Source organism: Actinoplanes sp. ATCC 53533 (genome assembly GCF_003947245.1).
Genome location: NZ_QHHV01000114.1, coordinates 38733 through 63542 on the forward strand (window position 1 = coordinate 38733; position 24810 = coordinate 63542).

20 protein-coding genes are annotated in these 24810 nt (G+C 68.8%); 5 read left to right on the forward strand and 15 right to left on the reverse strand.

Annotated features, from left to right (window positions below; genetic code table 11):
• Positions 1-62: 62 nt before the first annotated feature.
• From DMB66_RS33145 to DMB66_RS33170, 6 genes are read right to left on the reverse strand one after another with little or no spacing between them, the layout of a single operon-like run.
• Positions 63-944, reverse strand: a complete 882-nt coding sequence (locus tag DMB66_RS33145; protein ID WP_125808063.1) for a LysR family transcriptional regulator — start codon at positions 942-944, stop codon at positions 63-65.
• Positions 945-953: 9 nt separating this feature from the next.
• On the reverse strand, positions 954-3086 hold the full coding sequence (locus DMB66_RS33150; RefSeq protein WP_233625026.1) for an MBL fold metallo-hydrolase: 2133 nt from the start codon (positions 3084-3086) through the stop codon (positions 954-956).
• A gap of 39 nt (positions 3087-3125) precedes the next feature.
• A complete protein-coding gene (locus tag DMB66_RS33155) occupies positions 3126-3527 on the reverse strand; it encodes a universal stress protein (RefSeq protein ID WP_125808065.1) in 402 nt (133 codons plus the stop codon).
• Positions 3524-5038, reverse strand: coding sequence for a tripartite tricarboxylate transporter permease (locus tag DMB66_RS33160; protein WP_125808066.1), 1515 nt, complete (start codon positions 5036-5038; stop codon positions 3524-3526). Before DMB66_RS33160 ends, DMB66_RS33155 begins: the two co-directional genes overlap by 4 nt.
• 16 nt (positions 5039-5054) lie before the next feature.
• The gene (locus DMB66_RS33165; protein WP_199752758.1) at positions 5055-5549 is read right to left on the reverse strand and encodes a tripartite tricarboxylate transporter TctB family protein; all 495 of its coding nucleotides are present in this window, start codon (positions 5547-5549) and stop codon (positions 5055-5057) included.
• Positions 5546-6535 (reverse strand): tripartite tricarboxylate transporter substrate binding protein, encoded by a 990-nt coding sequence (locus tag DMB66_RS33170; RefSeq protein WP_125808068.1) that lies wholly within the window; start codon positions 6533-6535, stop codon positions 5546-5548. The genes DMB66_RS33165 and DMB66_RS33170 overlap by 4 nt, the downstream gene beginning before the upstream one ends.
• Positions 6536-6630: 95 nt before the next feature.
• On the opposite strand from DMB66_RS33170, the gene DMB66_RS33175 reads away from it, so the two are divergent.
• From DMB66_RS33175 to DMB66_RS33195, 5 genes are all read left to right on the forward strand, one after another.
• Complete coding sequence (locus tag DMB66_RS33175) at positions 6631-7578, forward strand: LysR family transcriptional regulator (protein WP_125808069.1); 948 nt, start codon at positions 6631-6633, stop codon at positions 7576-7578.
• 118 nt (positions 7579-7696) lie between these two features.
• Positions 7697-8491, forward strand: a complete 795-nt coding sequence (locus DMB66_RS33180; protein WP_255441091.1) for a 5-dehydro-4-deoxyglucarate dehydratase — start codon at positions 7697-7699, stop codon at positions 8489-8491.
• On the forward strand, positions 8488-9813 hold the full coding sequence (locus DMB66_RS33185; protein ID WP_125808070.1) for an enolase C-terminal domain-like protein: 1326 nt from the start codon (positions 8488-8490) through the stop codon (positions 9811-9813). Before DMB66_RS33180 ends, DMB66_RS33185 begins: the two co-directional genes overlap by 4 nt.
• Positions 9810-10940 carry a mandelate racemase/muconate lactonizing enzyme family protein gene (locus DMB66_RS33190; protein ID WP_125808071.1) on the forward strand — a complete coding sequence of 377 codons (1131 nt, stop codon included), beginning with the start codon at positions 9810-9812 and terminating at the stop codon, positions 10938-10940. The genes DMB66_RS33185 and DMB66_RS33190 overlap by 4 nt, the downstream gene beginning before the upstream one ends.
• Entirely contained in the window at positions 10937-12424 is a 1488-nt protein-coding gene (locus tag DMB66_RS33195) for an aldehyde dehydrogenase (NADP(+)) (protein WP_125808072.1), read from the forward strand. The genes DMB66_RS33190 and DMB66_RS33195 overlap by 4 nt, the downstream gene beginning before the upstream one ends.
• 258 nt (positions 12425-12682) lie before the next feature.
• On the opposite strand, the gene DMB66_RS33200 is transcribed toward DMB66_RS33195, so the two are convergent.
• The 9 genes from DMB66_RS33200 to DMB66_RS33240 form a co-directional block, all read right to left on the reverse strand.
• Positions 12683-14215 carry a cellulase family glycosylhydrolase gene (locus DMB66_RS33200; protein WP_125808073.1) on the reverse strand — a complete coding sequence of 511 codons (1533 nt, stop codon included), beginning with the start codon at positions 14213-14215 and terminating at the stop codon, positions 12683-12685.
• A 252-nt stretch (positions 14216-14467) separates the two neighbouring features.
• Positions 14468-16699, reverse strand: a complete 2232-nt coding sequence (locus DMB66_RS33205) for a DUF6351 family protein (protein ID WP_199752760.1) — start codon at positions 16697-16699, stop codon at positions 14468-14470.
• Positions 16700-16748: 49 nt separating this feature from the next.
• Complete coding sequence (locus DMB66_RS33210; protein WP_199752761.1) at positions 16749-17939, reverse strand: phenylacetate--CoA ligase family protein; 1191 nt, start codon at positions 17937-17939, stop codon at positions 16749-16751.
• 11 nt (positions 17940-17950) lie between these two features.
• Positions 17951-18742 (reverse strand): ABC transporter ATP-binding protein, encoded by a 792-nt coding sequence (locus DMB66_RS33215; protein ID WP_370319672.1) that lies wholly within the window; start codon positions 18740-18742, stop codon positions 17951-17953.
• 59 nt (positions 18743-18801) lie between these two features.
• Positions 18802-19983: an ABC transporter substrate-binding protein gene (locus tag DMB66_RS33220; protein ID WP_125808074.1), complete on the reverse strand. Its 1182-nt coding sequence runs from the start codon at positions 19981-19983 to the stop codon at positions 18802-18804.
• Positions 19984-20037: 54 nt separating this feature from the next.
• A complete protein-coding gene (locus DMB66_RS33225) occupies positions 20038-21099 on the reverse strand; it encodes a branched-chain amino acid ABC transporter permease (RefSeq protein WP_125808075.1) in 1062 nt (353 codons plus the stop codon).
• Position 21100: 1 nt separating this feature from the next.
• Positions 21101-21970, reverse strand: coding sequence for a branched-chain amino acid ABC transporter permease (locus DMB66_RS33230; protein WP_125808076.1), 870 nt, complete (start codon positions 21968-21970; stop codon positions 21101-21103).
• Positions 21967-23907, reverse strand: a complete 1941-nt coding sequence (locus tag DMB66_RS33235) for an AMP-binding protein (protein WP_125808077.1) — start codon at positions 23905-23907, stop codon at positions 21967-21969. Before DMB66_RS33235 ends, DMB66_RS33230 begins: the two co-directional genes overlap by 4 nt.
• The gene (locus tag DMB66_RS33240) at positions 23904-24746 is read right to left on the reverse strand and encodes an ABC transporter ATP-binding protein (protein ID WP_125808078.1); all 843 of its coding nucleotides are present in this window, start codon (positions 24744-24746) and stop codon (positions 23904-23906) included. The genes DMB66_RS33235 and DMB66_RS33240 overlap by 4 nt, the downstream gene beginning before the upstream one ends.
• Positions 24747-24810 lie beyond the last annotated feature (64 nt).

The window sequence follows — 24810 nt, forward strand, 5'->3', positions numbered from 1 at the left end:
CGCTCGTCATGCCGATCCAAGACCGCTTTGGCATGGGCCGATACCGAGATGGCATGACCCTCTCAACCGGCGACGTGCCGCAAGAGCGATGTCAGCGCGGGATTCTCGTTGTTGACCCGCCAGACGCAGTGCAGGCCGACGGCGTCCTCCTGGACGTCCTCGACGTCGAGGAACGTGAGGTTGGCGAGTCGCAAGGCGGACGCCGAACGCGGTACCAGGGCCACACCCAGGCCCGCGTTCACGACGGCGAGAACGGTATGGACCTGGCTGATGTGCTGCACATAGCGTGGGCTGACCGCGGCCCCTTGAAAGGCCGCGACGACCAGCTCGTAGAAGTACCACGCTTCGACCGGCGAGTACGTCACCACGTCGTGTTTCGCCACGTCGGCGAGACGCAGCGGCCGGCCGACGACCGTGAGCGGATGTCCCCGCGGGGCCGCCAGGACCAGCGTGTCGGTGTGGACAAGGCGCGAGGCGAGGATCTCCGAGCGCGGGACCTGCCGCACCAGGCCGATCTCGATCTCGCCGGCCAGAAGTGCGTCGATCTGGGCGTGGGTGACCATTTCGTGCAGCACGAGATCCACCTCGGGCAGGTGCTCGGCGGCGACCGCGATCCAGTGCCCGAGCACGGTGAACGCCGACACGGCGGTGAAGCCGATCCGGATGGAGCCGGCGGTGCCGGCCGCCACCCGCCGCGCGAGCAGAGGGGCGGCCGCCGCCAGATGCAATACGCGGCGTGCCTCGTCGAGGAACACGCGCCCCGCCGGGGTGAGGGTCACCCCGGTGGGCGTGCGGGCGAACAGCACGATGCCGATGCTGCGTTCGAGCCGTTGGATCTGCCGGCTCAGCGGTGGCTGGGTCATCTGGAGCCGGACAGCTGCCCGGCCCACATTTCCCTCCTCGGCAACCGCGACGAAGTCTTGTAGCTGGTCGAGGGTGTACATCACGAAGGATCAGGAATTCGTCGCTCGGAACGCCGGCCTGTCGGGCGGCACGACGATCGTGCTCGCGCGGGTGAGGTCGACCCGGTAGGTGCTGCCGGCCCGCAAGCCGGCGAGTATGGCCTCCGCGTCGGCCCGGCTGCCGAGTCGCTGCGTGCGGAGGATCTCCGGTGTTCCGGGCGTCGCGCGGTACGATTCGACCGGGCCGCTGCCCGGCAGGTAGCCGCTGTAGGCGTCGTGCACGTCGGCGTAGACCTGTACGTAGTAGCCGTCCGGGTCGTGTACGTAACTGTCCCGGGCGATGACGATGCCGTCCTTCAGCAGTGGGATCGCGGGATTGACGTTCATGTACTTGTTGAAGCCGCGGATCACCTTGCCGCCGTCGAGCAGGGTGACGGCGACGTCAGGTTCGCCGGTTTCCCGGCCGGGCTTGAACGGCCCGTAGGTTTCGATGCTCTGGTAGCCCGGCTGCGTGTCGCTCTTCGCGGAGGAGATGACCTCGTAACGTTTCTCGTTGAAGTTCGCGAACTCGCCGGTCGTCAGCGCGTCGAGCATGGTCAGCGGGTGGCGCCGGTGGGCCGGGTCGTTGTTGTAGGCCTTGAGTGCCTGGTAGACCTCGACGATCGGGTACTGGTTGGTGTGCGAGGGCGACACGTAGTCGACGTCGACACGCTGCTGAAGCCACGACAGGCCGAGCGGAAAGCTGAGCCGGCGGAACCCGTTGGCGGTGGTGGGCCGCTCGAGGCCGTTGAAGCCGTATCCGCCCATGAATCCGAACCTGATGCGGTGTCCGCGACGCGCGGGGTCGGCGACGTCGAAGACGAACGACGTGGTGCCCACGGTGTGCCCCGGTGTGGTGATGGGCATGATGCGGACGCTTCCGAACTCCAGGAACTGGTCGTAGACGTACGGCGTGTAGCGGGTGCGCAGCCACGACTCGCTCGCCGGGATGGCCGGCGGGATGGTCCAGGCGTTGCCGAGAGCGTCCCGCCGGATGCCTTCGACGTCCTCGCGCGATGCGCGTAGGGTCACCTGGCCGCCCGCGTTTTCGATCATCGTGAGGAGCTCGCGGGCCGTGCCGTAGTGGTCTCCGTGGCCGTGCGAGATCAGCACGTCGGTGACCTTGCGGGGGTCGAAGCCCATCCGTTCGATGTTCGTCCAGTACTGGTAGCCGCTTCCGGGCCAGCCGGCGTCGATCAGGATCAGCCGGTTGCCCGCGTGCAGGAGATAGAGGGCGACCTCGTTGTCGCCGACGTAGTACAAGGTGTCCTTGACGATCTCGAAGGGCTCGGTGCTGCGGGTGTAGGGCGCTTGAGTGACGCCGGTGGCGAGGATTTCGACATAGGGACGCCCGGAGACGGGGTCGGTGCCCTTGTCCTTCAGCAGCGCGCTTTGTGTCGGGACGTCCCAGACGGGCAGGCCGTCGGAGGTGTCGTGCGGCGTGAAGTAGTAGATCGCGCGGACCTTCGCGGCATCGGCGTGCCGGTAGTCGCGGTCGAAGACGACGAAGGCGGCTTGCCGTTCGAGGGTGGTGTACGAGTGGTTCCGCGTCACGGGGATCCGGTCGAAGGACGACGGTTGGGAGGCGCTCAGGTCGGCGGTGTTCACCTCGTAGACGTGGGCGTCGCGGGCGACCCGGTAGGTCTCCTCGTACCGCTTGACGGGGCGCGGCAGGCGCCGGCCGGCGATGTCCTGCGTCACCAGCCGCCCGTCGCCGATGGTGATCTCGTCGCGGCCCTTGCCGAATACCCAGCCGGCGGCCACGAGGTCGCCGGGGCGGCCGTCGCGTGCCGCCAGCTCCGGGCCGTACTTCTTCGTATCGAAGACGGGGTTGGTGCCCTTGGTGAGTGCCTTGTGGAACGTCGCAGACGGATCTGCCGGGACAACAACGTCGCCGTGGCTCACGCGGTAGTCCACTAGCGATCCCGGGATCACCGAGCGCTGGACGGAAGCGGCAGCGTCTGCCGGCACAGCCTCGGTGCTCATCAGTCTCCGCCGCCCACCGGTCAGTACGGGAACTGTCACCTTGGTTCCGCTCGCGCTCGCTTGCAGTGTGGCGGCGCCGATGACGAACCCAGCGGCGGTCTCCGGGCGTTGTGCCGGGGCGGTGACGCCCAGACCGATCAGCAAGAGGCCGGCCAGCATTCCTTTCACGAGAATCTCCTTCGCTCACCGAGGCGCGCGTCACCGGTGTTCGGACGGCTTCACCGCCAGCACGGGCCGGTCGGCCTCGAGCAGGATCCGCTGGGCGTCGCTACCGAGAAGGAGCTTGCCCACGGGAGATCGCCGCCGGAGGCCGATGACGATCACCGAGGCGTCGAGCTGTTCAGCGGTACTCAGCAAGTGGTCGGCGAGATCGCCGGTGTGCGGCGTCTGCACCACGTCGAGGGATACCCCAGCTGCTCCGGCCCGTGCGACCAGGGCTGCGATCCGCTCGGGCGCGGCTACCTCGGCGCTGACGAGCGCCCCGTCCCGGGGCGAGTTGAGCATGACAACCGGTTCGTGGCGTCGCGTGGCCTCCTCCAGGGCTGCGCTGAATGCAGCGTCTCCCGCCGGAGTAGGCAAAAATCCGATGAGAACGGTCATACCGGCTCCTTGATGCGGTCACGGTCGGCGCGGCGATGACGGAGCATCGTCCGGGCGGCGGGCAGTAGGACGACGATGAGGAAGCAGGCAAGCAGCACGCCGGAGATGGGGCGGGTGAAGAAGCCGGCCGGGTTGCCGTCGAACAGCAGCAGGGAGCGGCGCAGCGAGGTCTCCAGCAGCGTGCCGAGCACGAAGGCGAGCACGAGCGGGCCGGGGTCGAAGCCGGCCTTCTTCATCAGGTAGCCGAGGACACCGAAGAAGATGACCAGGCCGATGTCGAAGACGTCGTTACGGACGGTGTAGGCGCCGATCAGCGTGATGAGAGTCGTGATCGGCGCGAGGATCGCGGGGCGAACCCGCAGGATGCGAACAAATACCCCGACCAACGGCATGCTCATGATCAGCAGCAGGACGTTGCCGATATACATGGAGTTGACGACGCCCCAGAACAGGTCGGGGTGCTCGGTGACGAGTTGCGGGCCGGGGGTGACGCCCTGGATGAGCAGCGCGCCGAAGATCACGGCCATGGTGGCGTTGGCGGGGATGCCGAGCGACAGCAGCGGGATGAACGAGGACGTGGCGGCGGCGTTGTTCGCGGTTTCGGGCGCGGCGACGCCCTCGATCGCGCCGTGGCCGAACCGTTCGGGATGTTTGGAGCGGCGCTTCTCCAGGGCGTAGGCGGCCAGCGAGGACAGGACCGCGCCGCCACCGGGCAGGATGCCGAGGAAGAAGCCGAGCACCCCGCCGCGACCGATCGCGCCGGAGGCCTGGCGCAGGTCGGCGCGGCTGGGCCAGACACCGTTGATCGCGGCCGGGGCTTGCGCGGCGCGGTGGCGCTCCTCAAGGTTGTAGAGGATCTCGCCGAGGCCGAAGAGACCCATGGCGATGGGCACGAAGTCGAGCCCGTCGGCCAGCGAGAGGCTGCCGAAGGTGAACCGCTCGGCGCTGACGAAGTCATCCCGGCCCACAGTGGCCAGCAGCAGGCCCACCGCGGCGGCGATCAGCGCCTTCAGCTTGCTGCCGTTGGAGATGGTGGCGACGAGCATGATGCCGAGCAGAGCCAGCGCCGCGTACTCGGGTGGCCCGAAGTCGAGGGCGAACCCGGCCACCAGCGGCGCGACGAAGGTCAGCGCGACAATCGACAGCGTGCCCCCGAAGAACGAGCCGATCGCGGCGATTCCCAGCGCGGCGCCGGCCCGGCCTTGCCGGGCGAGAGCGTGGCCGTCGAAGACAGTGACCACCGAGGACGCCTCGCCGGGCAGGCGCAGCAGGACCGAGGTGATGGTGCCGCCGTACTGGGCGCCGTAGAAGATGCCGGCGAGCATGATGATCGAGGTGACCGGTTCGAGACCGAAGGTGATCGGCAGCAGGATGGCGATGGTGGCGGCCGGGCCGAGGCCGGGCAGCACGCCGACGAGCATGCCGATGACGACGCCGATGAGGCAGTACAGCAGATTCTTCGGCTCGAGGACCACGACGAAACCGTCGAGGACCGGCGACAGGCTGTCCAAACTGTGCTCCCGTGGATCAGAACATGTGCGGGATGGAGACGTCGAGGGCGACAACGAACAGCAGATAGAACGCGACCGCGGCTGCCAGGCTGATCACTATCGAGGTTCGCCAGGACTCGTGGCCGAGGAACCGCAGCCAGACGAAGGCGAGCACGGCGGTCGGGATCTCGAAACCGATGACGCCGACCACGGCCACGAAGACCACCATTGTCGCCACGGCGGCCAGCACGAGCAGGCTTGCACGGGTGAAGCGTTCCGCGTCGTCGGCATGTCGCGCGCGGGCTCCCAGGGCGAGGCCGAGGACGACCAGGGCGGCGCTGACCATGGCCGGCCAGGTGCCCGGTCCGGGCGCGGAGGCACTTCCCACGCCCAGACTCAGCGATCCGGCCAACGCCGCGCCGCCGAGGATCACGACGAGCAGGGCGATGACGAGGTTCGTCACCGGTCCGGCGGCCGGCGGTCCATCGTCCGGCTCGTCCCTGGCCGGCAGATCCTCGGCGTGCGTACTCACGATTTGCCAGTCAAGTCGATCTTGTACTTGTCGACAAGTCCCTGGTATGTGGTGAGGGAGTCGTTCCACTGCTTCAGCAGGGTGGCGCCGTCGACCTCGTTCGGGGTGAGCATGCGCTGGGTGTTGAAATCCTTGTACTTCTGGTCGGTGAACGACTTCTGGAATGCCGTGCGGAGTCGGTCGATGACGTCCGGGGGCGTGCCCTTGGGGGCGACGATGGCGCGTGACTGCTGGACCAGCGCGTCGTAGCCGGCCTCGGTCGCGGTGGGGGTGTCCGGCATGTAGGTGGGCCGTTTGCTGGCGAAGGTCACGACGGGCGTGACCTTCTTGGCCTCGATCTGGGCTTTCGCCTCGCCGAGCTGGACGGAGGCGACGTCGACCTGCCCGCCGAGGACCGCGGTCAGCGCCGGCTGGCCGCCGTTGAACGGCACCGCGGTGGCCCGCACCCCGGCCTGGGCGAAGAGCAGCTCCTGGCTGAGCTGGCTGCCGGTGCCGACGCCGGTGCTGGCGTACTTGATCGGCCGTTTCGCGGCGATGATGTCCTGCACGGTCTTGAATCCGGTCTTGGGGCTGGCGACCAGGACGTAGTCGTCCTGCGAGGTACCGGTGACGACCTCGTAGTTGTTGATGTCGACAGCCTGGTCCTTCGAGACGGCGAGCGGCGTGATGTAGGCCAGCGAGCCGTTGAAGACCATCAGGGTGTAGCCGTCATTCTTGGCGCCGGCCAGCTCCTTGGCGGCGACCGCACCGTTCGCGCCGGGCTTGTTCAGCACCGTGATCGACTGTTTGAGGTCTGCGGAGGCCGGATCGGCGAGGGCGCGGGCGATGAGGTCGGTGCTGCCGCCGGCGTCCTGCCCGACAAGGAGGCTGACGGCCCGCTCGGGGAACGAGGAGCCGGTCGCGGTCTTGTCATCGTCAAGGTTGCCGCCACAGGCGCTCAGCGCAAGGACGACGGCTATAGAGGCACCCAAAACCCTGGTACGCATGGAGCTTCTCCATTTTGTGAGGTGGATCACGAGCGTATGACCAGGTATTCATGCCTGTCCAACTCTCTTATTGCATTGGTTGATACCTTGTTTGCATGACCTACACGCTCGAGCAGCTCCGAGGTTTGGTCGCTGTGGCCGAGGAACTGCATTTCGGACGGGCGGCTGCCCGGCTGCGGATGACCCAGCCGCCGCTGAGCCGCCAGATCCAGAAGCTCGAGGCGGCGATCGGGGTGCAGTTGCTGGATCGGACCAACCGGCGGGTCGCGCTCACCCCGGCCGGCGAGGCGTTCCTGCGCGAGGCACGGCGCATGCTGGCGATCGCCGAGGCGGCGCCCGACCTGGCACAACGGGTCTCCTCCGGCACCCGCGGGCTGGTGCGCATCGGCTTCACGGCCGCGTCGACGTTCGGCATCCTCGGCCGGCTGCTCGACGAGCTGGAGCGGGAGCTGCCCGAGGTGCGCATCGAGCTGTTCGAGATGGTGACCCGCGAGCAGGTCGCCGCGCTCGCCGCCGAGGACCTGGACCTGGGCCTGGCGCGGCCACCGTTCGACGCGGACCTGTTCGATTCCCGGTTGCTGCACAGGGAGCCGCTGCTGTTGGCCGTGCCGGCCGGGCATCGGCTGACCCGTCTCGACCGGTCAGCGACGTCGGACGATCTCGCGGGCGAGTCACTGATCTTCCACTCGCAGCAGAAGGCCCGCTACTTCTACGACCTGGTGGTCAGCATGGTCCCGCTGGCCCAGGAACGGGTGATGCACAGTGTGAGCCAGATCCTCACCATGCTGTGGCTGGTCTCCGCCGGACGGGGCATCGCGTTCGTGCCGGGATCGGCCACACTGCTCGGCATTCCGAACGTCGCCTTCGTGCCGCTGGCTACCCCGATCCCCGAGCCGGTGGAGCTGCACCTGCTCTGGCCACGACACTCGCAAAACCCGGCATTGGCCAGAACGCTCGCTGTCCTCGATATGAAAAAGGTATCGTCTGATGCGGAAACACTCTTGGACACGCATCGTCGTGGGTCCATACCGTGTGTCAGGTGACGTTGACATCGCCCGCTGAACTCGCCGACCGTCTCGCTCACGGCCTGTTGTCGTTCCCCGTGACGCACTTCGACGACCGCCTCGAGTTCGACGAACCTCGCTATCGCCAACACCTCGCCTGGCAGGCAAGTTTCGGCGTTGCCGGTCTGTTCGCGGCCGGCGGCACCGGGAAGGCTTCTCGCTCACCTCCGCCGAGATGGACAGGGTGGTCCGTGCGGCGGTCAGCGAAGTCGGGAGCGCGCTGCCGGTGGTCCGCCCCGCCACCGGCGGCACGGCCCAGGCCACCGACCAGGCCATCGCCGCGCAGCGCGCCGGCGCAGCCGGCCTGCTGCTCCTGCCCCCGTATCTCACCGAGGCCACCCAGGCCGGCTTGATCGCGCACGTCACCGCCGTGTGCCGGGCGACCGAGCTCGGTGTCATCGTCTACAGCCGGGCCAACGCGGTGCTCGACGACGTCACCGTGGCCGAGCTGGCCGACCGCAACCCCAACCTCATCGGGCTCAAGGACGGCGTCGGCGACATCGAGCGGATGACCCGCACCTACGCCCGGCTCGGCGACCGCCTCATCTACATCGGCGGCCTGCCCACCGCCGAGACCTTCGCGCTGCCGCTGCTCCAGCTGGGCGTCAGCACGTACTCCTCGGCGCTGTACAACTTCCTGCCCGAGTACGCGCTGCGCTTCTTCGCCGCCGTTCGGGCCCAGGACCGCGACACCGTCTACCAGCTGCTCAACGACTTCATCATCCCGTACCTCGACATCCGCGACCGCGCCCGCGGCTACGCCGTTTCGATCATCAAAGCCGGGCTGACCGCCGTGGGCCGCGACGGCGGCCGGGTACGCCCTCCGCTGACCGACCTGACGCCCGCCGAGCGTGCCGACCTGACCGCGCTCATCGAGAAGGTCCGCGCATGACCCCGACAGTCGCCGCCGTTGAGGTGATCCCCGTCGCCGGGCACGACAGCATGCTGCTCAACCTCAGCGGCGCGCACGGGCCGTTCTTCACCCGCAACGTCGTGGTCGTCACCGACAGCGCCGGCGACGAAGGCGTCGGCGAGGTCCCCGGCGGCTTGCCGATCCGGCGCACCATCGAAGCCGCCGGAGCCGAACTCATCGGGCAGTCCATCGCCCGCTACCCGAGCCTGCTGCGAAAGATCGCGGAGCACTACGCCGACCTCGACACCGGCGGCCGCGGCGTGCAGACCTTCGACCAGCGGGTCGCGATCCACGCCGTCACCGCCCTGGAGAGCGCCCTGCTCGACCTGGCCGGCCGGCACCTCGGCGTGCCCGTGGCCGAGCTGCTCGGCGAAGGGCAGCAGCGCGCGTCCGTGCCGGTCCTCGGATACCTCTTCTACGTCGGCGACCGCACCCGGACCGATCTGCCCTACCTCGCCGAGCCGCACCCGGTCGACGACTGGGAGAAGCTGCGCCGCGAGCCCGCACTCACCCCGGAGTCCATTGTGGCCCTGGCAGAAGCCGCGCAGGCCCGTTACGGCTTCGCCGACTTCAAGCTCAAGGGCGGCGTGTTCCCGGGCGAGCAGGAGGTCGCCGCCGTCCGGGCGCTCGCCGCGCGGTTCCCGCGCGCGAGAATCACCATCGATCCCAACGGCGGATGGCGGCTGAGCGAGGCGGTCGCGCTCTGCTCGGGGTTGAGCGGCGTTCTCGCGTACGCGGAAGACCCGGTCGGCGCCGAGGGTGACCTCTCAGGCCGGGAGACGATGGCCGAGTTCCGGCGGATGACGGGGCTGCGCACCGCGACCAACATGATCGCCACCGACTGGCGGCAGCTCGCTCACGCCGTACGGGTCAATGCCGTTGACATTCCACTCGCCGATCCCCATTTCTGGACCATGCGCGGAGCGGTCCGGGTAGCCCAGCTGTGTCACGACTTCGGGCTCACCTGGGGCTCGCACTCCAACAACCACCTCGACATCTCGCTCGCCATGCTCACCCACGTCGGTGCCGCCGCGCCCGGCGAGATCACCGCGCTCGACACGCACTGGATCTGGCAGGACGGGCAACGGCTGACCCGGGCGCCACTGCGCATCGTGGACGGCCGGATCGCTGTACCGTCCGCGCCGGGGCTGGGCATCGAGCTCGACCGGGAAGCCCTCGCCGCCGCCCACGAGCTCTACCTCGAGCACGGGCTCGGCGCCCGCGACGACGCCGTGGCCATGCAATACCTCGTGCCCGGCTGGGAGTTCGATCCCCGCCGACCCTGCCTGGTACGGCCATGAGCGACCGGATCTCCGAGGTCGCCCTCTCGTCGGTGACGCTTCCGCTGCGCGCCGCCATCAGCGACGCAAAGGTGCTCACCGGCCGGCAGCGCCCCATGACCGAGGTCGCATTCCTGTTCGCCGAGATCCGCACCGGCGACGGCCTCGACGGGCTCGGCTTCGGCTACAGCAAACGGGCCGGTGGGCGGGCCCAGTTCGCGCACGCCGGCGAGATCGCCGCGGAGCTCATCGGCGAGGATCCCAGCGACATCGGGCGGCTCTGGACCAAACTCGTCTGGGCCGGCGCGTCGGTGGGCCGCAGCGGCGCGGCCACCCAGGCCATCGCCGCGATCGATGTGGCACTGTGGGACCTCAAGGCCAAACGCGCCGGACTACCACTCGCGAAGCTCCTCGGCGCCTACCGCGACTCCGTGCGCTGCTACGACACCTCGGGCGGTTTCCTGCACGAGCCGATCGAGAGGGTGCTGGACAACGCCGTGGCGGCGCGGGAGGCCGGCATCGGCGGCATCAAGATCAAGGTCGGGCACCCGTCGCCGGCCGTCGACCTCGCCCGGGTCCGCGCCGTCCGCGAGCGGCTCGGCGACCACGTGCCGCTCATGGTCGATGCCAACCAGCAGTGGGACCGGACCACCGCGCGGCGGGTCGGGCGCGCCCTCGACGAGTTCGGGCTGGACTGGATCGAGGAACCGCTCGACGCTTACGACGCCGAGGGACACGCCGCGCTCGCCCGCGCCCTCGACACCCCGATCGCCTCCGGCGAGATGCTCACCAGCGTCGCCGAGCACGCCGAGCTGATCCGCCACGGCGCGGTCGGCGTCATCCAGCCCGACGCGCCCCGCATCGGTGGCATCACCCAGTTCCAGCGGCTTGCCGCCATCGCCGAGCAGCACCACCTCACCCTCGCCCCGCACTTCGCCATGGAGATCCACGTCCATCTCGCGGCCGCCTACCCGCACGAGCCCTGGGTCGAGCACTTCGACTGGCTGCACCCCCTGTTCGACGAGCGTCTCGCGATCCGCGACGGCCGGATCCACCTCGCCGACCGGCCCGGTCTCGGCGTCACGCTCAGCGAGCAGGCCCGCGCCTGGACCGTCGACCGCACCGACATCCGCGAAGGAAACCGATGACTGCCGTACCCAGCATCGACCCGCGAACCGGTACCGCTGCCGAGATAGTCACGACCGAGACCACAGCCGCGCAAGTCGACCAGATCTGCCGGGCCGCGCTCGCCGCGGCGGACCCCCTCAATGCACTCGGCCGCGACGGCCGAGCCGCGCTGCTGAACACGCTCGCTGAGGCACTCGAGGCGCATCGCGAGCCCATCGTCGCGCTCGCCGACCGGGAAACCGCCCTCGGCGCCGTGCGCCTGAACGGCGAGCTCACCCGCACCACCTATCAGCTACGGCTGTTCGCGGACGTCCTTCGCGACGGCGGATATCTCGAGGCCACCGTCGACCATGCCGGCGTCACCCCGATGGGCCCGCGGCCCGACCTGCGGCGCATGCTCGTCCCGCTCGGGCCCGTCGCGGTCTTCGGCGCCAGCAACTTCCCGCTCGCCTTCTCGGTCCCCGGCGGCGACACCGCCTCCGCGCTCGCCGCCGGCTGCCCGGTCGTCGCCAAGGCACACGGCTCCCACCCAGCCACGTCGCAACTGTGCTTCGACGTGCTCGAAGCAGCCGCACGCCAGGCCGGCGCACCAACCGGCGCTCTCGGCATCGTGCACGGCGTGCGGCCCGGCGCCGACCTTGTCGCCCACCCGGTGATCCGCGCGGCCGCGTTCACAGGATCCACCGCGGGGGCCCGCGCGCTGATGGGCGTCATCGACCAGCGACCCGACCCGATCCCGTTCTTCGGCGAGCTGAGCAGCCTCAACCCGGTCGTGGTCACCCCTGCCGCAGCAGCCGACCGGGCGGCCGACATCGGCACCGGGCTCGCCGAGTCGTTCACGCTCGGCGCCGGACAGTTCTGCACCAAACCAGGGCTCGCGTTCGTCCCCGACGGCGAAGCCGGCGACGAACTGGTCACCGCGATCCGCGACACCATCGCCGCGACGGCACCGATGGTCATGCTCAACGCCGGCATCGGTTCCGCGTACGAGAAGGGCACGGCCCGCCTCGGCGTCACCACGTCGCCCGGCACGCCACTCCTGCTCACCACGACAGCGGCCGGCCTGCCCCCGGAAGCCACCGAGGAATGCTTCGGACCGGTCATGGTCGTCGCCCGCTACGTCGGCGAGGCAGACCTGTTCGCCGCGCTCGACACGCTGCCCGCCTCGTTGACCGCGACCGTGCATCGGGGCTCCGACGAAACGCGACTGCCGGGTGACCTGACCCGACGGCTCCTCTCACGAGCCGGCCGAATCGTCTACGACGGCTATCCCACCGGCGTCGCCGTTGCCTGGGCGCAGCATCACGGTGGTCCGTGGCCAGCCACGAACACCCAGCACACCTCCGTCGGCGCCACCGCCATCCGCCGGTTCCTGCGCCCGGTCGCCTGGCAGAACGCACCAGCGGAGCTACTTCCCGTCGAACTCCGCGACGACTGCCGCGACCTTCCACGCCGTGTTGACGGGGTGGCGCATCCGGCGGTTTCCGCGCCTGGTGCGCCGTAGGCGTGACGGCTGAGGATCTCGGAGCCAGAGTCCTGCCATGACCTGCGTCTGGATGCTGGCATCGGCTGGCCTTCCTTCGAACTCGCCGCCGCGTCGGCCGAAGGCGCTTCGGGCGCTGCGGCGTGACCGCGACAGCGACGGCCGACCACGTTTCCGACGGTGTCTGGCGTGTCGCCATCCCGAAGCGGCCGCCCGCCGTCCCCCGATCGTGGAGGCGACCGGGTCACCGGTCGCCTCCGTTCCGGGGTGCGGCGAGTGTCAGCTTGCGGTGCAGGTAGGCGCACCGGTCGGCGGCCCGCCGGTGCCCTGGAAGCCGAACTCGGTGCTGCCTCCGGCTGGGACGCTGCCGTTGTAGGAGGCGTTGGCGAAGCGGACCGTGCCGGTGGTGCCGGCTGCCTGCGAGTTCCAGGAGCTGGTGACCGCGGTGCCGGCCGGCAGGGTGATGGACACCGACCAACTGATCAGTGCCGCGGCGCCGGCGGTGACCTTGACGGTGGCGACGAAGCCTCCGGTCCAGGCATTGGTGGAGATCGTCGCAGTGCAGCCGGTGGCGCCTGGCGGCGGGCTGCTGGGGGGCGGGGAACTCGGGGGCGGGCTGGCGCCCATGATGGCATCGATGATGCCCTGTTGGGTCACCGTGGCCGAGCTGCGGTTGAAGATTCCCAACCCGTACTGCCCGTTGAAGCCGTTGTCCCAGTAAGCGGTGGCTGCCCCGTATTTCTTGGCGGTGGCAACCACTGTGCGCGCGAAGTTCGCACGATACCTGTTGTTCGATGAGTCGAACGATGTCTTGTCGACCGCGCCGTATTCACCGATGAATACCGGGTATCCTCGCACCACGAAGGTGTCGTACATTTTCTTGAACTGTGCGTCCAGGAAGTCTTCCTGTCCCCAGGTCGACGTCTTCGCCGGATTGGTCGCGTCCGACCCCCACTGGGTGATGGCGCCGTCCTCCGTTCCGGCGAAGTCCCACGGGTCGTAATAGTGCACGGAAATCATGATCCGTTGCTCATTGCCGGGAATGGCGGGAGAGCGGTATTGGTCCGTGGGCAGCACGAAGCCGTAGTTGCCCGCGGTGTAGTCGATGTTGGTGTTCCAGCCGGGGACGAGCAGCCACCTCGAGGTGTTGTTTCCGCCGGCTCTTCTTACGGCGTCCACGAAGATCTGGTTGTAGGTGTTGATATTCGAGTAACACGGTTGGGTCGGATTTCCGTATTGCCCGTCGAAGTTTTCGTTCATGGATTCGAAGATCAGGTGCTCATTGTAGCTTTGGAACCTGGTCGCCACCTGCTGCCAGACCTTCTGATACTTGTCCCTGATTGTTGCCTGAGCGGATGAATCGCAGATCAACCAGGAGCCGGTGACGCTTTTGTAGCCGTCTCCATGCATGTTGATCAGCACGTACAGGCCACGGCTGTAGGCATAGTTGACGACTTCTTGGATTCTGTTCAGCCAGGCAGGGTTGACCGTGTAATCCGGGCCGGACCCGATGTGTCCCAGATAGGCGACCGGTATGCGTATCGTCTTGAATCCCGCTGCCTGCACTCTGTCGATAAGGGCTTGGGTTACGGTCGGGTTGTTCCATGCCGTTTCACTGGGGATGCCGTTGGCGTTGGCTTCCAGCGAGTTTCCCAAATTCCAGCCCGCGCCCATGTCGGCAACAAGCTGAGAAGCGGTCAGCTGGGCCACCACGCCGGCCGATGCCGGATTCGCCACGCCGGATACCGATCCGGTAAACGCCAACATGGCGGCCAGGAAGGCGAATCCAGCCTTCCTCACTCTTGAACCCATGGGTACTTCCTCTCCCGGCCAGCAAGGTGTCACGCAGCCACGCACCCGGTCGGCAATGTCATCCGATCGTCACGCTGAGCTGTCGAAGCGTTTCGACAATCGTTCGACTGCCGCTGGGAGATCGGTTTTGAAGGGTGGCTGAACTATAGATGTCAGTCGATAGAATAACAAGTGCCGAATGACGGCCGCTCCCGCTGCCGGTCGACCGGGCCCGAGGCTGCCCCGGCGGACGGCGCTCCCGACCATTCCCTGCTATGGGCTGGACGTCGGGGCCGGTCCGAGTGGCCGGCCGCCCGGTCCGTGCGCATAGGTCAGCCAGGGCACCGACGGCACCCGGTTGACGGCCGCATGGCGGAAGTCGCACACACCGTGTGGGAAGGCCGCTTTGAGTCGGGTCCACTGCTCGGGGGTGAAGGCGACGCCGTAGTCCCGCGGGTCGGGCGGCGTCAGCTCGCATTTGAGTACGTCGTTGGACATCGGTGCGCCGGCCGCGATGCGAGGGTTGGCGTAGTGCGGGAACGTCGCCCGGCAGACGGTCTGGTCGGTCACCTTGACACCGCCGATGAAACAGGCGTCGACCGCGTCCGGCGGTTTGTGTCGCAGGATCTTGGCGTTGCGTGGGGCGGCACTGCGATCCGCCTCGACGGCGGCCAGCCAGCGGTCCATCAGCAGAAAGGCGTCGTCGGCGATGGGGGCAGGCGGAGCCAGGCCAGGCCCTGGGAAGGTCCAGATGATCTGGTTGTTCGCGTGGCCGTTCGCGTTGCGTAGTCGCTCCCGCAGTGTGTAGCTGTGGAAGGGAGCGTGGATGTCGTTGAGGTTGTTGTTGGCTCGCAGATCGATGATTGCCACGTTGTCCAGTTGCCGGGCGTCCTGTGTCACGCTGCTGCGGTAGGCGGCTCGGAGGGCACCGGGATCGGCTGCGCTGCGCGCTGCCGTGAAGTTGTGGTCGATGTCGACTCCGCCGACGTTCTGGTTCAGGTCGACGAACTGTTCGGGCGTGATCGTCCCGGCTCTCAACGCGGCCAGCCCGTACTGCACGCCGACGTTGTCGAAGGGCAGTTTGGCGAAACCGAATCCGGCGGCCCGCTCGGCGCGAGTCCACAGCCGCCGGGGCCGCTGGCCGAAGACGGCGACCGAGAAGTCCTGGAAGGTGCTCCGGCAGCCGGCCGGGTTGGTCACGGCGTCGTAGATCTGCGCCTGCTGGTCCGGTGTCGGAGCGGGGAAACAGGACTGGGCGAACGCCCCGGGTGGGGCGTTCCGGCTGAAGGCGGGATTCTGGAAGTCGCCGAAGGACCCTTCCCAGGCCTCACAGACGGTGCGGTCCGTCGCGGTGATCGGGGCTGCGTTGCCCTGCACGGCGGCCCGGTCGGCCCGGTCGGCCCAGAGGGCCGGCGACGCCGTGTTGAACGCGCGCAGCAGCAGGTGGCAGTCATCGACTTCGGCTACGGCGCCCGACCACATGTCCTCGTAGCTGGCGTTCGGCTGGATTCCGTCCAGCAGGCCGGAGTACGCGTTGGCGATTTCGTGCTGCTGGATCGATCCGCCGGACAGGCCCTGGGCGAAGGTGTACCGGATTTCGCCGTACTGCTCGGTGATGCGTTCCTTGACCATCATCACCGACTCGGCGGACACGATCGAGTTGCAGTTGCTGCCCAGCACGTTCAACGACGATGTGGCAACCATGAAGCCGCGGGACAGGGCCTGGTCGATCTGCACGTTCTGCGCGGTGCCCTGGTTGTGGAAGGTGTTGCAATTCGCGCCGAAAGGATAGAAGAGCTTGTGGTTCCAACCTGGTTGGGATTCCCAGGCCGGCCACGGTCGCAGCGGGTCGGACAGGACCGCGATCCGGTAGATGCCACGATTCTGCGTTCCGGTCTCTTGACGGATGATGTACGGGACGGTGACACCGCGGTCCGTGGTCGTCGTCGCGACGTCTGCCGCGGGGCTGGCGGGGTCGTAGGGGGCGAATGCGCCGCTGGTGCGCCGGTAGAAGAACTGGTGCTTCGGCGCGGCGTTGCATTGGGCGTCCTGTGCCGCCCCGAGGCCGTTGTCCTGTGTGGTGCATACCCAGGGCTCGACCTGCGGCCCTGAGAAGACAGGCCCGCCGCTGGGGTGGTTGGTGAGCGTGATCCGCGCGGTTGCGGGCCGGTGGCGAGGGCCGCCGGCCGTCGCCGTCAGCAGGCTCTGGCCGATCGGGAGCCCGTCGAGTAGTCCCAGCATGCGGCCGCCCGCGCGCACTGCGAATGCGCCGCTTACGTCGCGTGGGCCGCGGCTGGTCGCGAGGACCGCCCGCAGGCGGGCCGGGTCCGTACCGGGCGGGAGTACCACCTCGACCAGCGCGTCGCCGCTGGAGAGCAGGTCGGCCCGGTTGGAGAGGGTGAGGATCTTCAGGTGGCCCGGTTCGGGGCGGTCCGAGGCCACGGCGGATGTGGGGATGAGGATGAGGGTGAGGACGGCGGCCGCGACCGTGCTGATCGGTCTCATCGGACTCCTCCTTCGGGTAGTCGTCTCGGGGTGCCTCGTCGGCGAGGGTTCAGGACCAGGTGCGCTGGTCGTGAATGGCGGGACCGTCAGGGAGCGACGGCACGCACACGATGTCGGCCGACAGCCGTAGGTAGGCGCGGATGAGGTCGTGTACCCGGTCGGGTAGCTGCGGGTCGGCACTGAGAGCGGGAACGATTTCGCAGCGCAGGGTGTCGCGGTGGTCGGTCCGGTCGATGACGAACCGGTGTGCGGTGACGTCGGGTTCGCGGGCCAGGGCCGCGGCGGCCTGTCGTGGGTGCAGGAACACGCCGCGGACCTTGACCGCGTCGCCTATCCGGCCGAGGACACCGGCCAGCCGCAACGTGCCTCTCGCGCCGAGCGTCCAGGCGGACAGGTCGCCGGTGCCGAACCGGACGAGCGGTTGGTCGGGTCGCAGCAGGGTGACGACGACCTGACCGACACCGTCGTCGACGCGGGGTTGCCCGGTGCTCAGATCGCACACCTGGACCAGCACGCCGGCCGGGACCGCCAGACCGGAGCCCGGTCCGGTCTCATAGCCGAGCAGGCCCGCCTCGGCGGTTCCGTACGCCTGGTGGACGATCGGGACGTGCTCGGTCAGCCACGCCCGCAGCGAGTCAGGTAGCGGCTCGGCGGTGACGACGGCGCGGCGTACGGGGAACGGCAGTTCCGACGAGCCGGCCGTCTCGATCAGCGCCTTGAGGTAGGAGGGCAGGCCGACATAGGCGCTGGCGTTGACCGCCGCAGCGAGCTGGACCTGCAACTGCTGATTGCCGACACCGGCCGGGACGACGGTCGCGCCGACCGCGATGCCGCCCTCCTCGAACATCGCCCCGGCTGGCGACAGGTGGTAGCTGAAGCAGTTGAGCATGGTGTCGTCGGCGCCGATGCCGGCCGCGCGGAGCGCCTCAGCCCAGCGCCACGGGTCCGGCCCGGCGAGTTGGGGTTCATAGAGCGGGCCGGGTGAGGCGAACACCTTGCACACCACCGCGTCCGGCGCCACGGTGCCGCCGAAGGGTGGGTTGGCGCGCTGGGCGGCGATCAGGTCGTCCTTGGTGAACACGGGAATCCGGTCGAGGTCGGCAGCCGAGGTCACCTCGTCCACGCCGGCCGCGGCGAGGCGGGCGGCGAACGCGGGCACCCGGTCCGTCGCATGCCGTATGACGGCCGCGACGGCGGCGTCCAGGCCGCTGGTGTAAGCGTGGATCTGGTCAGCCAGCACGGAAAACCCTCCTACAACCAGCGCTTGCGGCGCGTGTAGTGCTTGACGTCGCGGTAGCTGCGGCGCCCGCCGGCCTCGCCGAGGCCCAGGTAGAACTCCTTGACGTCCGGGTTGTCGGCCAGTTCGGTCGCGGTGCCGGAAAGGACGATGCGGCCGGTCTCCATCACGTAGCCCCGGTGGGCGATCGTCAGCGCGCGCCGGGCGTTCTGCTCGACGAGCAGGGCGGTGAGGCCGAGTTCGGTGTTCAGCCGTGCGACGATGGCGAACACCTCGTCGACGAGGCGTGGGGCCAGGCCGAGTGATGGCTCGTCGAGCATCAGCAGGCGCGGGTTGGACATCAGCGCCCGGCCGATGGCCAGTTGCTGCTGCTCGCCGCCGGACAGGTAGCCGGCGACCCGGCCGCGTAGCTGCGCCAGCCTGGGCAGGAATCCGTACACCCGGTCGAAGTCGGCCCGGCTGCCGCGGGTGTAGCCGCCGGCGATCAGGTTCTCGTTCACGGTGAGGTGTTCGAAGACCCGCCGGCCCTCCATGACCAGCGCGACGCCACGACGCACCCGGTCCGCCGCCTCCGCGTGGGTCAGGTCGGTACCGTCGAAGTCGATCGTGCCGTCGGTGACCGCACCGTGTTCGGTGGGCAGTAGTCCGGCGATGGCCTTGAGGGTGGTCGACTTGCCGGCGCCGTTGGAGCCGAGCAGGGCGACGATCTCGCCCGCCGGGACGTCCAGCGACAGCCCGCGCAGGACCAGGATGACCTCGTCGTAAATGACCTCGACGTTCTGGACCGCGAGCAGCGCACCGGCCACCCCCGCGCGCCGGATGCGCGCGGGGTGACCGCAGCCGTGTCGGCGTCGAACATAGCCGCTCAGGCCTTGGGTACCGTGTTGGCCACCACTTCGGTGAACTTGCCGCCCGAGACCCGGTACAGACTCGACGCGGTCGCGCCGCGGTGGCTGTCGGCGGTGAACTTGATCGGGCCGATGACGCCGCCGGTGTCCAGCGCGGGCATGGTCTCCAACGCGGTGCGGATGGTGGGGCCGGTGAGCTCCTTGCCGTCGGCGAGTGCCTTCTCGATGCCCTTGACCATCGCGTGCATGGTGTACCAACCCTGCACGAAGTGCAGGCCCTTGGCGTCGAGGTCGAGGCCCTTGGTCTGGCAGTAGTCGCGGATCGGCTGGTGCCCGGGTTTGGCCACGCTGGGCGGTGCGAACGGCTGGAGCATCAGGTGATTCTCGGCCGCGGGTCCGGCGATCTTGATGAACAGCTCGTCGGAGCACCAGTTCAGGCAGACGATCCTCATGTCGAGTTTCTGGGCGGCGATGTCCTTGGCCACGACAGCGGCGGGGCTGGACACGTTCTGGATCACCACGTACTTGACGCCCTGCGCCTTGGCCTGTTGCAGGATGCCGACGTGGTCGGTGGCGCCGGCCTTCATCGGGTACGGCTTGAAGCCGAGCTGGTATCCCTTGTCTTTGATCCACTTCTCGCCGTCGGCGAGCGGGGCGGTGCCGAACGGGGAATCGTGGTGGAACATCGCGACCTGTGCTGCCGGGTCCTGGCCGGCCAGGTAGTCGAGCACCACGCGCAGCTGGTCGGAGTAGGTCGGCGCGACCACGAAGTTGTACGGCGACTGCTTCGGGTCGGTGAGAACCTCGGCGTACGACGCCGACATGAACGGTAGTTGATCATCCTTGACTTTGGACCGGAGCGCCTCGGAGTCACCGGTCCCCCAGCCCATGATCGCGGCCGCGCCCTCAGCGACGAATTTCTTGTACTTCTCCTCGGCGACGGGCACCTTGTAGGCGTAGTCCTCGCTGAGCGCCTTGATCTTGTGGCCGTCGACCCCGCCCTTGGCGTTGACGTCGTCGATGTAGGCCAGCATGCCTTCGTTGGTGGGCTTGCCGACGTCGGCGGTGGCACCGGTGAGGTCGGCGATCAGCCCGATGACGATGTCCTGCTTGTCGTCGGTGCCGTTGCCACCGCCACCCGGGCCGCCGCAGCCGGCGGCCAGCGCCAGTATCGCCGCGGCACATATGAGTTTTCGCATCGGACACTCCTTTGACGGTCTCTTCCGGCCGGCGGGCACGGGCCGGAAGAGAGTTCAATAGCGGAACGGCCAGAACCGCACGTAGTCCTTGACGCGGCGCCAGATCCGGTCCAGGCCGCGGGGTTCGAACAGCAGGAACAGGACGATGACCAGGCCGAAGCTGGCCGCCTGCACGGCCGGTAGCTGGTCGGCGAGGATCGGGGCCGACGTCCGCAGCGCGTCGGCGAGTTCGGCGAGCAACGGCGGTAGGAGCATGATGAACGCCGCGCCGTACACGGCGCCGGCCACGCTGCCCAGCCCTCCGACAATGATCATGGCGAGGTACTGGACCGAGATGTCGATGGTGAACCGTTCCCAGGTGACGGTTTGGGTGTAGTGGGCGGTCAGCGCGCCGGCCAAGCCGACGTAGCCGGACGAGACGGCGAAGGCCATCAGCTTGGTGCGGGTCAGATCGACCCCGATCGCCGAGGCGGCGATGTCGTGGTCGCGCACGGCCATGAACGAGCGGCCGAGCGCGGTGCGCAGCAGGTTGCGGGCGCTGATGACGGCCAGCACGGCGAGGCCGGCGATGATCCAGTACCAGACGAACTCGAAGCTGGTGCGCGGCACCCGCCAGCCGAAGATGGTCAGCCGGTCGACGTCGAGGAAGCCCTGCCCGCCGGTGAGCCACCCCCACCGGCGGACCACGAACACGATGATCTCCTGGCTGGCGATCGTCGCGATGGCCAGGTAGAGCCCCTTCAGCCGCAGGGCGGGCAGCCCGAAGAAGGCACCCACAGCCGCGGTCACCACCACCGCCGCGAACATCGCCAGCGGCACCGGCAGTCCCGCGCGCTGCACCAACAAACCCGAGGTGAACGCGCCGACGGCGAGGAACCCGCCCTGGCCGAGGGAGATCTGGCCGGTGAAGCCGACCAGGATGTTCAGACCCACCGCGCCGATGGCGGCGATGCCGATGGTGTTGACGATGCCGAGCCAGTACGTGTTGACCAGCCACGGCAGGGCGAGCAGCCCAGCGAGGACGAGCACCAGCCGCAGGCGTTCGGCGCTGGTGTGCCGCAGTCGCAACTCGGCGGCGTACGAGGTGTGGAACACCCCGGTGGCGGTGGCGGCCATCTCAGACCCTCTCGATGCGCGGTTGGCCGAACAACCCGTACGGTCGCACCAGCAAGATCAGCACCAGCGCCACGTAGGGCACGACCTGGGACGCTCCGGCGGATACGCCCTCGGCGTACTGGCTGAGCAGGCCGATGACCGCGCCACCGACGATGGTGCCGGGCACCGAGTCCAGGCCGCCGAGGATCACGACCGGGAACACGACCAGCCCGAACGTGGCCAGGTTCTGGCTCACCTCGGCGATGTCGGCGAGCAGGATGCCGGCGATCAGCGCGCTGACCGCGGCCATCGCCCAGGCCAGGGCGAAGATGCGCCGCACCGAGATGCCTTGCGCGAGGGCCGCCTGTTGGTCATCGGCGACCGCCCGCATGGCGATCCCGTGCCGCGAGAACCGGAAGAACACGGTGACCGCGGTCAGGACCACCACGGCGATCGCGACGGCGAAGATGCGGTCCAGCGGCACCGTCGCGCCGGCGATGGTGACCGTCCCGGCCGGCAGCACCTTGGGCATCTCGCGCGGGGTGGTGCCGTAGAACATCGTCACGGCCGCCTTGAGCACCGCCGCCAACCCGATCGTCACCATGATCACGGCTATCGGATCCTCGCCGATCAGCGGCCGCAGGACCAGGCGTTCGATCGCGACGCCGAGCACGGCGGCGGCGACGACGCCGCCCAGCACCGCGACCGCCAGCGGCAGCCGCAGCAGGACGAAGGCGGTGTAGAACAGGTACGCGCCGACGAGCAACAGCTCGCCCTGGGCGAAGTTGATGACGCTGGTCGCCTTATAGATGAGCACGAAGCCCAACGCGGCCAGCGCCAACACCGCGCCGTTGGCCAGCCCGTACACCGTCAACTGCACGAACTGACTCATGTGCGTCCGCTCCAGACCGGGCGACGGCGCCGGGAGGCCAGCGCGGCGACGTCGAGAGGACTGCGCACCGCCAGGGTGACTGTCCGCGTCGCCGTGCTGCCGTCCTGGTAGGAGACCGTGGTGTGCACCTCGACCGTGCCGTCGCCACGATCGAGGGCGGCGACGACTCCGGCGTAGCGGTCGGCGACAACGCTGCGGCGGACCTTGCGGGTGCGGGTGATCTCGTCGTCGTCGGGGTCGAGCTGCTTGTGCAACAGGACGAATCGGCGTACCCGGATAGCCTCGGGCAGATCGGCGTTGGCACGCGCGATCTCCTCCGCCAACAACTCGCCGACCTCGGCCCGACCGGCGAGATCGGTATAGGTGGTGTACCCGAGCCGAATCCGCTCGGCCCACGCCCCGACGGTCGCCGCATCCACGCACAGGATCGCGGTGATACCGCCGCCGCCGTGGAACGCGACCGCCTCCTCGACATACGGCGAGAACTTCAGCCGGTTCTCGATGAACGCGCACGAGAAGCGGGTCCCGTCGGGCAGGCGCAACACGTCGGCGAGCCGGTCGATGACGACCAGGTGCCCGTCGTCCAGATAGCCCGCGTCGCCGGTGTGCAGCCAGCCGTCGCCGTCCTTCGCGTCCGCGGTCGCCGCGGGGCTGTGCAGGTAGCCGCGGAACACGCTGGCCGAGCGCAGCAGGATCTCCCCGTCATCGCTCAGCCGCAGCTCGGCGCCCGGGATCGGGCGACCGACGGTGTGGAACCGGACGTCGTCGTCGCGGTGGGCAACCGCGATGCCGCAGATCTCGGTCTGCCCGTAAATCTGCTTGAGGTTGACGCCGATGGCGTGGAAGAACCGGAACACCTCCGGCGAAAGCGGCGCGCCGCCGGTGTAACAGCGTTTGATCCGGGCCAGGCCCAACTGGTCGCGCACCGGGCGCAGTCCCACCGCGGACGCCACCACGTGCGCCAGGCGCAACACCGGGCCGGGCGCCACCCCGCGCACGCGGCGAGCGGCAACCCGATCACCGACGTCGTAGGCCCAGCGGAACACCCGGCGCTTGAGCCATCCCGCCTCGTCGATGCGGACTTGCACGTCGGACAGCATCGACTCCCAGATCCGCGGCGGGCTGAACATCTGATCCGGGCCGACCTCGCGCAGATCCGCACGTTGGGTCGCGGCGTCCTCCGGGAACGACAGCGTCAGGCCCGCGCCCAGGCCGCAGCCGAGCGCGAGCATCTGCTCCCCGATCCACGCCAACGGCAGGAACGACACGTAGCGGAAGCCTGGCCGGACCGGGTCGATCTCGGTGAGGTGCGCGGTCATCGCGAGCAGGTTCGCGTGGGTCAACTCGGCGAGCTTGGGACGGGCGGTCGTGCCGGACGTGGTGCAGATCAGCGCGGTGTCGTCCGGGTCGCCCGCCGCGATGCGGGCGTCCAGCCAGCCCGGCCGGTGCTCGGCAGCGGCGCGTCCGGCGGTCTCGACATCGGTGAACCGGCAGAGGTAGGGCTCCGGATAATGCGCCAGGCCGTGCGGGTCGTAGTACACGATCGTGGCGAGCTTGGGCAACTGGTCCTTCAACGCGATCAGTTTGTCGACCTGCTCCTGATCCTCGGCGACCACCACGCGGACCTCGGCCGTCGCCAGGACGTGCCGGATCTCCTCGCCGATGCTGGTCGGATACACGCCGACGACGGCGCCGCCGAGGCTCTGCACGGCCAGTTCGGTGATGAGCCATTCGGGCCGGTTGTCGCCGAGCACGGCCACGATGTCGCCACGGCCGACACCCAGGCCGGCCAGGCCGTGGGCGAAGTCGCGCACCCGCCGCGCGTACTGCGCCCAGGTCATCGGTTGCCAGATGCCGTACCGCTTCTCCTGCAGGGCGGTCGCGGCCGGGCGTTCGGCGGCCAGCGACCACAGCAGCTGGGGAAAGGTCGATGTCATCGTCCCGGCTCCGCCGGCTCGCCGAGGTAGGCCTCGATCACGGCCGGGTTCTGCCTGACCTGTGCCGGAACGCCGGTGGCGATGAGCCGGCCGAAGTCCAGGACGGTGACGGCGTGGGAGATGTCCATGACCACGTCCATGTCGTGCTCGATGAGCACCACGCTGACCCCGGCCAGTTCGTTGACGTCGAGAACGTAACGCGCCATCGACTCCTTTTCCTCGGCGTTCATGCCGGCCATCGGTTCGTCGAGCAGGAGCACGGCAGGCTGCAGGCACAGCGCCCGCCCGAGTTCCACCCGCTTGGCGTATCCGTACGCCAACGTGCCGACCGGTTTGTGCCGCACCGCCTGCAGTTCGAGCAGGTCGATGACCTCCTCGACCAGCGCCCGGTGGGTGATCTCCTGCCGCTGGGCCGGGCCGAACCAGATCAACGCCGGCAGTAACGCGTGGCTCATCCGGGTGTGCCGGCCGAGCATCAGATTCTCCAGAACCGTCAGGTGGCGGAACAGTTCGATGTTCTGGAACGAGCGGGCCACCCCCAGCCGCGCGATCTGGTGGGGACGGCGCCCGATCAGATCCGACCGGCCCTCGGCGCGGTGCAGGATCGCCGTCCCGCGCTGCGGCCGGTACAGCCCGGACACGCAGTTGAGCAGGCTCGACTTGCCCGCACCGTTGGGGCCGATCACCGCGTGGATCTCGCCCTGCCGCACCGTGAGCGCGACCCCGTCGAGAGCCCGCACCCCGCCGAAACGCAGCCCGAGATCCGCCACCACCAGCAGCGGCTGGCCGGGCGCCACGGTGCTCCCGTTGAGCGGGAACTGGTACTCGCGGATGGTCACATCGGGCCTCTCCTCCGTGTGTGACGCACGCTACTTTTTCACTATGCGGAAGTCAACAACTGTA